Consider the following 13,396-nt stretch of genomic DNA (forward strand, 5'->3'; position numbering starts at 1 on the left):
TTCAGGAGAGAACATGATTACCAATGCCGTTACCTTGGAACAGGGCGTAACCGTAACCCAACTCAAAGGACAAATTTATCTGGTTGCCGCTGATGGCAGCCGGAAGCTGTTGGCTGAAGGTGATGTGCTGCCGAAAGGGGCGGTGATCATGTCGCCGGATGGCGCCAGCTTTATGGGCGGCGGACAGTCATTCAATGTGCAACCGGCCAGCGAGCAAAGTGAGCCCGCAGAAGAGGGGGATGCCCCCCAGCTGGCGCAAAACGGTGCAGCCGGTACTCCTGATGAGATCAATGCCTTGCAACAGGCGATTTTGGGCGGCGCTGACCCGACCCAGGCCTTTGAAGCCTCTGCAGCAGGCGGTGCACCTGCCGCCGGTGGTGGCGGTATTGGTGGTGTCGCCGGCGCCAGTGGCAACGGCGGGTTTGTCACCATCGACCGTACCGGCTCCGCAACCATTGCCGAAGCCACTTTCGATACCACCTATAACGCCACTGGCGAGCCACCGCTTGAGGCCGTTGGTGAAGATGATCCTCTGTTTACATCCGCCAACCTTGTCTTGAGTGCAGATCCACAGGTGAATGAAGGTGGGCTTATTACCTTTACCGCGACACTTGATGAACCTGTTTTTGGTTCTGACTTGGTTATTCAGCTGTCCAATGGTGCAGTGATTACCATTCCCGTCGGGCAGAGTTCCGGTTCAGTCACTGTTGCTGCTCCGGCAGACAGCCCTTATGTCGATCCGTCAACGATCACCGTTTCGATTACCGGTACTCAGGGCGGTGGTTTCAACCAGATCATCACCAGCCCTTCAACGACCACCCAGATTAACGACACTGTCGACACCACCACTGTGACCCTGAGCGCTCCTGCGCAGGTCAACGAAGGGGGCCAGATCACCTACAGTGCCAGCGTCAACAACGCCCCACAGAGTGACCTGGTCCTGACCCTGTCCAATGGCTCCAGCATCACCATCAAGGCGGGCGAGCTGAGCGGCAGCGTGACGGTCGATGCCCCGAGTGACGATGTGTACAAGGATGGCAGCAGCCTGACGGTGAGCATCACCGGCAGCCAGGGCGGCAACTATGAACAACTGGATACCAGCAGCACGGTGACCACCGAGGTGGGCGACACCGTGGACACCACCACCGTGACCCTGAGCGGGCCGGGCAGTGTGGTGGAGGGCGAGACCACCGCGACCTACACCGTGACCCTGAGCGATGCCGCGCCGGTCGGTAGCATCGTGACCCTGAGTTACACCTACACCAGCGCCAGTGGCAAAGACATCACCGAGACCACCCAGGCGGTGATCGGTGCTGATGGCAAGACCGCGACTTTCACCATCGCCACGGTGGATGACAAGTTTGCCGAAGGTGACGAGAAGTTCAGCGTGAGCGTGAGCGGGGTACAGACCCCGAACGGCAGCAATGTGTTTGAAAAACTGGATCTGTCCGGTGCCAGTGTCGAGACCACCATCAAGGATGCGGCCTCGCCGGTGGACCCGGAAGTGTCGGGGGTGGAAGACACCGTGACCGTGACCCTGAGCGGGCCGGGCAGTGTGGTGGAGGGCGAGACCACCGCGACCTACACCGTGACCCTGAGCGATGCCGCGCCGGTTGGCAGCATCGTTACCCTGAGCTATAGCTACACCACCGCCAGTGGCAAGGACATCACCGAGACTATCCAGGCGGTGATTGGTGCTGATGGCAAGACTGCAACCTTCACCATAGATACGATTAATGATGGTATTTACGAAGGGGATGAAAACTTCAGTGTATCGGTAAGCAAAATACAAACACTTACAGGCTTTGACGTATTTGAATTATTAGATCTATCTAGCGCGACTGCAGACACAGCCATCATCGATGCCCAGGCGGCACCGGTGGTTGGTATTGTTGCCAACCAGGAGAGCGTCACTGAAGGTGAGGTGGCCGGCTTCACAGTCAGCCTTGATCAGAAAGCAGACGAGCCGGTGGTGGTGACCTTTACCTACAGCGGGGTTGCCAAAGACGGCAGTGACTTTAGTGGCGTCGCTACGGTAACAATCCCGGCGGGGAGCATCAGCGTACCGCTGAATATCGACACCATTGACGACGGTATCTATGAGGGGGCTGAAAGCTTCACTGTGACCATTAGCGGTGTCAGTGGCGCCGATGCGACAGTGGGGGCCAACAGCAGTGCAGACACAGCCATCATCGATGCCCAGGCGGCACCGGTGGTTGGTATTGTTGCCAACCAGGAGAGCGTCACTGAAGGTGAGGTGGCCGGCTTCACAGTCAGCCTTGATCAGAAAGCAGACGAGCCGGTGGTGGTGACCTTCACCTACAGCGGGGTTGCCAAAGACGGCAGTGACTTTAGTGGCGTCGCTACGGTAACAATCCCGGCGGGGAGCATCAGCGTACCGCTGAATATCGACACCATTGACGACGGTATCTATGAGGGGGCTGAAAGCTTCACTGTGACCATTAGCGGTGTCAGTGGCGCCGATGCGACAGTGGGGGCCAACAGCAGTGCAGACACAGCCATCATCGATGCCCAGGCGGCACCGGTGGTTGGTATTGTTGCCAACCAGGAGAGCGTCACTGAAGGTGAGGTGGCCGGCTTCACAGTCAGCCTTGATCAGAAAGCAGACGAGCCGGTGGTGGTGACCTTCACCTACAGCGGGGTTGCCAAAGACGGCAGTGACTTTAGTGGCGTCGCTACGGTAACAATCCCGGCGGGGAGCATCAGCGTACCGCTGAATATCGACACCATTGACGACGGTATCTATGAGGGGGCTGAAAGCTTCACTGTGACCATTAGCGGTGTCAGTGGCGCCGATGCGACAGTGGGGGCCAACAGCAGTGCAGACACAGCCATCATCGATGCCCAGGCGGCACCGGTGGTTGGTATTGTTGCCAACCAGGAGAGCGTCACTGAAGGTGAGGTGGCCGGCTTCACAGTCAGCCTTGATCAGAAAGCAGACGAGCCGGTGGTGGTGACCTTTACCTACAGCGGGGTTGCCAAAGACGGCAGTGACTTTAGTGGCGTCGCTACGGTAACAATCCCGGCGGGGAGCATCAGCGTACCGCTGAATATCGACACCATTGACGACGGTATCTATGAGGGGGCTGAAAGCTTCACTGTGACCATTAGCGGTGTCAGTGGCGCCGATGCGACAGTGGGGGCCAACAGCAGTGCAGACACAGCCATCATCGATGCCCAGGCGGCACCGGTGGTTGGTATTGTTGCCAACCAGGAGAGCGTCACTGAAGGTGAGGTGGCCGGCTTCACAGTCAGCCTTGATCAGAAAGCAGACGAGCCGGTGGTGGTGACCTTTACCTACAGCGGGGTTGCCAAAGACGGCAGTGACTTTAGTGGCGTCGCTACGGTAACAATCCCGGCGGGGAGCATCAGCGTACCGCTGAATATCGACACCATTGACGACGGTATCTATGAGGGGGCTGAAAGCTTCACTGTGACCATTAGCGGTGTCAGTGGCGCCGATGCGACAGTGGGGGCCAACAGCAGTGCAGACACAGCCATCATCGATGCCCAGGCGGCACCGGTGGTTGGTATTGTTGCCAACCAGGAGAGCGTCACTGAAGGTGAGGTGGCCGGCTTCACAGTCAGCCTTGATCAGAAAGCAGACGAGCCGGTGGTGGTGACCTTTACCTACAGCGGGGTTGCCAAAGACGGCAGTGACTTTAGTGGCGTCGCTACGGTAACAATCCCGGCGGGGAGCATCAGCGTACCGCTGAATATCGACACCATTGACGACGGTATCTATGAGGGGGCTGAAAGCTTCACTGTGACCATTAGCGGTGTCAGTGGCGCCGATGCGACAGTGGGGGCCAACAGCAGTGCAGACACAGCCATCATCGATGCCCAGGCGGCACCGGTGGTTGGTATTGTTGCCAACCAGGAGAGCGTCACTGAAGGTGAGGTGGCCGGCTTCACAGTCAGCCTTGATCAGAAAGCAGACGAGCCGGTGGTGGTGACCTTTACCTACAGCGGGGTTGCCAAAGACGGCAGTGACTTTAGTGGCGTCGCTACGGTAACAATCCCGGCGGGGAGCATCAGCGTACCGCTGAATATCGACACCATTGACGACGGTATCTATGAGGGGGCTGAAAGCTTCACTGTGACCATTAGCGGTGTCAGTGGCGCCGATGCGACAGTGGGGGCCAACAGCAGTGCAGACACAGCCATCATCGATGCCCAGGCGGCACCGGTGGTTGGTATTGTTGCCAACCAGGAGAGCGTCACTGAAGGTGAGGTGGCCGGCTTCACAGTCAGCCTTGATCAGAAAGCAGACGAGCCGGTGGTGGTGACCTTCACCTACAGCGGGGTTGCCAAAGACGGCAGTGACTTTAGTGGCGTCGCTACGGTAACAATCCCGGCGGGGAGCATCAGCGTACCGCTGAATATCGACACCATTGACGACGGTATCTATGAGGGGGCTGAAAGCTTCACTGTGACCATTAGCGGTGTCAGTGGCGCCGATGCGACAGTGGGGGCCAACAGCAGTGCAGACACAGCCATCATCGATGCCCAGGCGGCACCGGTGGTTGGTATTGTTGCCAACCAGGAGAGCGTCACTGAAGGTGAGGTGGCCGGCTTCACAGTCAGCCTTGATCAGAAAGCAGACGAGCCGGTGGTGGTGACCTTCACCTACAGCGGGGTTGCCAAAGACGGCAGTGACTTTAGTGGCGTCGCTACGGTAACAATCCCGGCGGGGAGCATCAGCGTACCGCTGAATATCGACACCATTGACGACGGTATCTATGAGGGGGCTGAAAGCTTCACTGTGACCATTAGCGGTGTCAGTGGCGCCGATGCGACAGTGGGGGCCAACAGCAGTGCAGACACAGCCATCATCGATGCCCAGGCGGCACCGGTGGTTGGTATTGTTGCCAACCAGGAGAGCGTCACTGAAGGTGAGGTGGCCGGCTTCACAGTCAGCCTTGATCAGAAAGCAGACGAGCCGGTGGTGGTGACCTTCACCTACAGCGGGGTTGCCAAAGACGGCAGTGACTTTAGTGGCGTCGCTACGGTAACAATCCCGGCGGGGAGCATCAGCGTACCGCTGAATATCGACACCATTGACGACGGTATCTATGAGGGGGCTGAAAGCTTCACTGTGACCATTAGCGGTGTCAGTGGCGCCGATGCGACAGTGGGGGCCAACAGCAGTGCAGACACAGCCATCATCGATGCCCAGGCGGCACCGGTGGTTGGTATTGTTGCCAACCAGGAGAGCGTCACTGAAGGTGAGGTGGCCGGCTTCACAGTCAGCCTTGATCAGAAAGCAGACGAGCCGGTGGTGGTGACCTTCACCTACAGCGGGGTTGCCAAAGACGGCAGTGACTTTAGTGGCGTCGCTACGGTAACAATCCCGGCGGGGAGCATCAGCGTACCGCTGAATATCGACACCATTGACGACGGTATCTATGAGGGGGCTGAAAGCTTCACTGTGACCATTAGCGGTGTCAGTGGCGCCGATGCGACAGTGGGGGCCAACAGCAGTGCAGACACAGCCATCATCGATGCCCAGGCGGCACCGGTGGTTGGTATTGTTGCCAACCAGGAGAGCGTCACTGAAGGTGAGGTGGCCGGCTTCACAGTCAGCCTTGATCAGAAAGCAGACGAGCCGGTGGTGGTGACCTTCACCTACAGCGGGGTTGCCAAAGACGGCAGTGACTTTAGTGGCGTCGCTACGGTAACAATCCCGGCGGGGAGCATCAGCGTACCGCTGAATATCGGCACCATTGACGACGGTATCTATGAGGGGGCTGAAAGCTTCACTGTGACCATTAGCGGTGTCAGTGGCGCCGATGCGACAGTGGGGGCCAACAGCAGTGCAGACACAGCCATCATCGATGCCCAGGCGGCACCGGTGGTTGGTATTGTTGCCAACCAGGAGAGCGTCACTGAAGGTGAGGTGGCCGGCTTCACAGTCAGCCTTGATCAGAAAGCAGACGAGCCGGTGGTGGTGACCTTCACCTACAGCGGGGTTGCCAAAGACGGCAGTGACTTTAGTGGCGTCGCTACGGTAACAATCCCGGCGGGGAGCATCAGCGTACCGCTGAATATCGACACCATTGACGACGGTATCTATGAGGGGGCTGAAAGCTTCACTGTGACCATTAGCGGTGTCAGTGGCGCCGATGCGACAGTGGGGGCCAACAGCAGTGCAGACACAGCCATCATCGATGCCCAGGCGGCACCGGTGGTTGGTATTGTTGCCAACCAGGAGAGCGTCACTGAAGGTGAGGTGGCCGGCTTCACAGTCAGCCTTGATCAGAAAGCAGACGAGCCGGTGGTGGTGACCTTCACCTACAGCGGGGTTGCCAAAGACGGCAGTGACTTTAGTGGCGTCGCTACGGTAACAATCCCGGCGGGGAGCATCAGCGTACCGCTGAATATCGGCACCATTGACGACGGTATCTATGAGGGGGCTGAAAGCTTCACTGTGACCATTAGCGGTGTCAGTGGCGCCGATGCGACAGTGGGGGCCAACAGCAGTGCAGACACAGCCATCATCGATGCCCAGGCGGCACCGGTGGTTGGTATTGTTGCCAACCAGGAGAGCGTCACTGAAGGTGAGGTGGCCGGCTTCACAGTCAGCCTTGATCAGAAAGCAGACGAGCCGGTGGTGGTGACCTTCACCTACAGCGGGGTTGCCAAAGACGGCAGTGACTTTAGTGGCGTCGCTACGGTAACAATCCCGGCGGGGAGCATCAGCGTACCGCTGAATATCGGCACCATTGACGACGGTATCTATGAGGGGGCTGAAAGCTTCACTGTGACCATTAGCGGTGTCAGTGGCGCCGATGCGACAGTGGGGGCCAACAGCAGTGCAGACACAGCCATCATCGATGCCCAGGCGGCACCGGTGGTTGGTATTGTTGCCAACCAGGAGAGCGTCACTGAAGGTGAGGTGGCCGGCTTCACAGTCAGCCTTGATCAGAAAGCAGACGAGCCGGTGGTGGTGACCTTCACCTACAGCGGGGTTGCCAAAGACGGCAGTGACTTTAGTGGCGTCGCTACGGTAACAATCCCGGCGGGGAGCATCAGCGTACCGCTGAATATCGGCACCATTGACGACGGTATCTATGAGGGGGCTGAAAGCTTCACTGTGACCATTAGCGGTGTCAGTGGCGCCGATGCGACAGTGGGGGCCAACAGCAGTGCAGACACAGCCATCATCGATGCCCAGGCGGCACCGGTGGTTGGTATTGTTGCCAACCAGGAGAGCGTCACTGAAGGTGAGGTGGCCGGCTTCACAGTCAGCCTTGATCAGAAAGCAGACGAGCCGGTGGTGGTGACCTTCACCTACAGCGGGGTTGCCAAAGACGGCAGTGACTTTAGTGGCGTCGCTACGGTAACAATCCCGGCGGGGAGCATCAGCGTACCGCTGAATATCGGCACCATTGACGACGGTATCTATGAGGGGGCTGAAAGCTTCACTGTGACCATTAGCGGTGTCAGTGGCGCCGATGCGACAGTGGGGGCCAACAGCAGTGCAGACACAGCCATCATCGATGCCCAGGCGGCACCGGTGGTTGGTATTGTTGCCAACCAGGAGAGCGTCACTGAAGGTGAGGTGGCCGGCTTCACAGTCAGCCTTGATCAGAAAGCAGACGAGCCGGTGGTGGTGACCTTCACCTACAGCGGGGTTGCCAAAGACGGCAGTGACTTTAGTGGCGTCGCTACGGTAACAATCCCGGCGGGGAGCATCAGCGTACCGCTGAATATCGACACCATTGACGACGGTATCTATGAGGGGGCTGAAAGCTTCACTGTGACCATTAGCGGTGTCAGTGGCGCCGATGCGACAGTGGGGGCCAACAGCAGTGCAGACACAGCCATCATCGATGCCCAGGCGGCACCGGTGGTTGGTATTGTTGCCAACCAGGAGAGCGTCACTGAAGGTGAGGTGGCCGGCTTCACAGTCAGCCTTGATCAGAAAGCAGACGAGCCGGTGGTGGTGACCTTTACCTACAGCGGGGTTGCCAAAGACGGCAGTGACTTTAGTGGCGTCGCTACGGTAACAATCCCGGCGGGGAGCATCAGCGTACCGCTGAATATCGACACCATTGACGACGGTATCTATGAGGGGGCTGAAAGCTTCACTGTGACCATTAGCGGTGTCAGTGGCGCCGATGCGACAGTGGGGGCCAACAGCAGTGCAGACACAGCCATCATCGATGCCCAGGCGGCACCGGTGGTTGGTATTGTTGCCAACCAGGAGAGCGTCACTGAAGGTGAGGTGGCCGGCTTCACAGTCAGCCTTGATCAGAAAGCAGACGAGCCGGTGGTGGTGACCTTTACCTACAGCGGGGTTGCCAAAGACGGCAGTGACTTTAGTGGCGTCGCTACGGTAACAATCCCGGCGGGGAGCATCAGCGTACCGCTGAATATCGACACCATTGACGACGGTATCTATGAGGGGGCTGAAAGCTTCACTGTGACCATTAGCGGTGTCAGTGGCGCCGATGCGACAGTGGGGGCCAACAGCAGTGCAGACACAGCCATCATCGATGCCCAGGCGGCACCGGTGGTTGGTATTGTTGCCAACCAGGAGAGCGTCACTGAAGGTGAGGTGGCCGGCTTCACAGTCAGCCTTGATCAGAAAGCAGACGAGCCGGTGGTGGTGACCTTCACCTACAGCGGGGTTGCCAAAGACGGCAGTGACTTTAGTGGCGTCGCTACGGTAACAATCCCGGCGGGGAGCATCAGCGTACCGCTGAATATCGGCACCATTGACGACGGTATCTATGAGGGGGCTGAAAGCTTCACTGTGACCATTAGCGGTGTCAGTGGCGCCGATGCGACAGTGGGGGCCAACAGCAGTGCAGACACAGCCATCATCGATGCCCAGGCGGCACCGGTGGTTGGTATTGTTGCCAACCAGGAGAGCGTCACTGAAGGTGAGGTGGCCGGCTTCACAGTCAGCCTTGATCAGAAAGCAGACGAGCCGGTGGTGGTGACCTTCACCTACAGCGGGGTTGCCAAAGACGGCAGTGACTTTAGTGGCGTCGCTACGGTAACAATCCCGGCGGGGAGCATCAGCGTACCGCTGAATATCGACACCATTGACGACGGTATCTATGAGGGGGCTGAAAGCTTCACTGTGACCATTAGCGGTGTCAGTGGCGCCGATGCGACAGTGGGGGCCAACAGCAGTGCAGACACAGCCATCATCGATGCCCAGGCGGCACCGGTGGTTGGTATTGTTGCCAACCAGGAGAGCGTCACTGAAGGTGAGGTGGCCGGCTTCACAGTCAGCCTTGATCAGAAAGCAGACGAGCCGGTGGTGGTGACCTTCACCTACAGCGGGGTTGCCAAAGACGGCAGTGACTTTAGTGGCGTCGCTACGGTAACAATCCCGGCGGGGAGCATCAGCGTACCGCTGAATATCGGCACCATTGACGACGGTATCTATGAGGGGGCTGAAAGCTTCACTGTGACCATTAGCGGTGTCAGTGGCGCCGATGCGACAGTGGGGGCCAACAGCAGTGCAGACACAGCCATCATCGATGCCCAGGCGGCACCGGTGGTTGGTATTGTTGCCAACCAGGAGAGCGTCACTGAAGGTGAGGTGGCCGGCTTCACAGTCAGCCTTGATCAGAAAGCAGACGAGCCGGTGGTGGTGACCTTCACCTACAGCGGGGTTGCCAAAGACGGCAGTGACTTTAGTGGCGTCGCTACGGTAACAATCCCGGCGGGGAGCATCAGCGTACCGCTGAATATCGACACCATTGACGACGGTATCTATGAGGGGGCTGAAAGCTTCACTGTGACCATTAGCGGTGTCAGTGGCGCCGATGCGACAGTGGGGGCCAACAGCAGTGCAGACACAGCCATCATCGATGCCCAGGCGGCACCGGTGGTTGGTATTGTTGCCAACCAGGAGAGCGTCACTGAAGGTGAGGTGGCCGGCTTCACAGTCAGCCTTGATCAGAAAGCAGACGAGCCGGTGGTGGTGACCTTTACCTACAGCGGGGTTGCCAAAGACGGCAGTGACTTTAGTGGCGTCGCTACGGTAACAATCCCGGCGGGGAGCATCAGCGTACCGCTGAATATCGGCACCATTGACGACGGTATCTATGAGGGGGCTGAAAGCTTCACTGTGACCATTAGCGGTGTCAGTGGCGCCGATGCGACAGTGGGGGCCAACAGCAGTGCAGACACAGCCATCATCGATGCCCAGGCGGCACCGGTGGTTGGTATTGTTGCCAACCAGGAGAGCGTCACTGAAGGTGAGGTGGCCGGCTTCACAGTCAGCCTTGATCAGAAAGCAGACGAGCCGGTGGTGGTGACCTTCACCTACAGCGGGGTTGCCAAAGACGGCAGTGACTTTAGTGGCGTCGCTACGGTAACAATCCCGGCGGGGAGCATCAGCGTACCGCTGAATATCGGCACCATTGACGACGGTATCTATGAGGGGGCTGAAAGCTTCACTGTGACCATTAGCGGTGTCAGTGGCGCCGATGCGACAGTGGGGGCCAACAGCAGTGCAGACACAGCCATCATCGATGCCCAGGCGGCACCGGTGGTTGGTATTGTTGCCAACCAGGAGAGCGTCACTGAAGGTGAGGTGGCCGGCTTCACAGTCAGCCTTGATCAGAAAGCAGACGAGCCGGTGGTGGTGACCTTCACCTACAGCGGGGTTGCCAAAGACGGCAGTGACTTTAGTGGCGTCGCTACGGTAACAATCCCGGCGGGGAGCATCAGCGTACCGCTGAATATCGACACCATTGACGACGGTATCTATGAGGGGGCTGAAAGCTTCACTGTGACCATTAGCGGTGTCAGTGGCGCCGATGCGACAGTGGGGGCCAACAGCAGTGCAGACACAGCCATCATCGATGCCCAGGCGGCACCGGTGGTTGGTATTGTTGCCAACCAGGAGAGCGTCACTGAAGGTGAGGTGGCCGGCTTCACAGTCAGCCTTGATCAGAAAGCAGACGAGCCGGTGGTGGTGACCTTTACCTACAGCGGGGTTGCCAAAGACGGCAGTGACTTTAGTGGCGTCGCTACGGTAACAATCCCGGCGGGGAGCATCAGCGTACCGCTGAATATCGACACCATTGACGACGGTATCTATGAGGGGGCTGAAAGCTTCACTGTGACCATTAGCGGTGTCAGTGGCGCCGATGCGACAGTGGGGGCCAACAGCAGTGCAGACACAGCCATCATCGATGCCCAGGCGGCACCGGTGGTTGGTATTGTTGCCAACCAGGAGAGCGTCACTGAAGGTGAGGTGGCCGGCTTCACAGTCAGCCTTGATCAGAAAGCAGACGAGCCGGTGGTGGTGACCTTTACCTACAGCGGGGTTGCCAAAGACGGCAGTGACTTTAGTGGCGTCGCTACGGTAACAATCCCGGCGGGGAGCATCAGCGTACCGCTGAATATCGACACCATTGACGACGGTATCTATGAGGGGGCTGAAAGCTTCACTGTGACCATTAGCGGTGTCAGTGGCGCCGATGCGACAGTGGGGGCCAACAGCAGTGCAGACACAGCCATCATCGATGCCCAGGCGGCACCGGTGGTTGGTATTGTTGCCAACCAGGAGAGCGTCACTGAAGGTGAGGTGGCCGGCTTCACAGTCAGCCTTGATCAGAAAGCAGACGAGCCGGTGGTGGTGACCTTCACCTACAGCGGGGTTGCCAAAGACGGCAGTGACTTTAGTGGCGTCGCTACGGTAACAATCCCGGCGGGGAGCATCAGCGTACCGCTGAATATCGACACCATTGACGACGGTATCTATGAGGGGGCTGAAAGCTTCACTGTGACCATTAGCGGTGTCAGTGGCGCCGATGCGACAGTGGGGGCCAACAGCAGTGCAGACACAGCCATCATCGATGCCCAGGCGGCACCGGTGGTTGGTATTGTTGCCAACCAGGAGAGCGTCACTGAAGGTGAGGTGGCCGGCTTCACAGTCAGCCTTGATCAGAAAGCAGACGAGCCGGTGGTGGTGACCTTCACCTACAGCGGGGTTGCCAAAGACGGCAGTGACTTTAGTGGCGTCGCTACGGTAACAATCCCGGCGGGGAGCATCAGCGTACCGCTGAATATCGGCACCATTGACGACGGTATCTATGAGGGGGCTGAAAGCTTCACTGTGACCATTAGCGGTGTCAGTGGCGCCGATGCGACAGTGGGGGCCAACAGCAGTGCAGACACAGCCATCATCGATGCCCAGGCGGCACCGGTGGTTGGTATTGTTGCCAACCAGGAGAGCGTCACTGAAGGTGAGGTGGCCGGCTTCACAGTCAGCCTTGATCAGAAAGCAGACGAGCCGGTGGTGGTGACCTTCACCTACAGCGGGGTTGCCAAAGACGGCAGTGACTTTAGTGGCGTCGCTACGGTAACAATCCCGGCGGGGAGCATCAGCGTACCGCTGAATATCGACACCATTGACGACGGTATCTATGAGGGGGCTGAAAGCTTCACTGTGACCATTAGCGGTGTCAGTGGCGCCGATGCGACAGTGGGGGCCAACAGCAGTGCAGACACAGCCATCATCGATGCCCAGGCGGCACCGGTGGTTGGTATTGTTGCCAACCAGGAGAGCGTCACTGAAGGTGAGGTGGCCGGCTTCACAGTCAGCCTTGATCAGAAAGCAGACGAGCCGGTGGTGGTGACCTTTACCTACAGCGGGGTTGCCAAAGACGGCAGTGACTTTAGTGGCGTCGCTACGGTAACAATCCCGGCGGGGAGCATCAGCGTACCGCTGAATATCGACACCATTGACGACGGTATCTATGAGGGGGCTGAAAGCTTCACTGTGACCATTAGCGGTGTCAGTGGCGCCGATGCGACAGTGGGGGCCAACAGCAGTGCAGACACAGCCATCATCGATGCCCAGGCGGCACCGGTGGTTGGTATTGTTGCCAACCAGGAGAGCGTCACTGAAGGTGAGGTGGCCGGCTTCACAGTCAGCCTTGATCAGAAAGCAGACGAGCCGGTGGTGGTGACCTTCACCTACAGCGGGGTTGCCAAAGACGGCAGTGACTTTAGTGGCGTCGCTACGGTAACAATCCCGGCGGGGAGCATCAGCGTACCGCTGAATATCGGCACCATTGACGACGGTATCTATGAGGGGGCTGAAAGCTTCACTGTGACCATTAGCGGTGTCAGTGGCGCCGATGCGACAGTGGGGGCCAACAGCAGTACGGGCACCATAATTATTGACAATGACTCTGTAGTTGCTCTGCAAGATGTGATTGAGGGGACTGCAGGTAATGTTCTGAACGTTGCCGATGGTGTTGCCTTTACAGGTACGACAGCCTTGGGGGGGCTGTGTCGCTGGTGAATGGCAAGTATGTTTACCAGGCGCCGGTACGGAATCATGCCGACTCTGTTGCTGACACTGACTCGTTTACCTATACCAAGGCCGACGGTT

Annotated in this window: 1 protein-coding gene; it reads left to right on the plus strand. The window is 58.4% G+C overall.

Annotated features, from left to right (window positions below):
• The first annotated feature begins 13 nt into the window (after positions 1–13).
• Positions 14–13,306 carry a Calx-beta domain-containing protein gene (locus tag CK911_RS00750; RefSeq protein WP_098968653.1) on the plus strand — a complete coding sequence of 4,431 codons (13,293 nt, stop codon included), beginning with the start codon at positions 14–16 and terminating at the stop codon, positions 13,304–13,306.
• Positions 13,307–13,396 lie beyond the last annotated feature (90 nt).

It is taken from the genome of Aeromonas sp. CU5, assembly GCF_002586745.1.
Taxonomy (GTDB): domain Bacteria; phylum Pseudomonadota; class Gammaproteobacteria; order Enterobacterales; family Aeromonadaceae; genus Aeromonas; species Aeromonas sobria.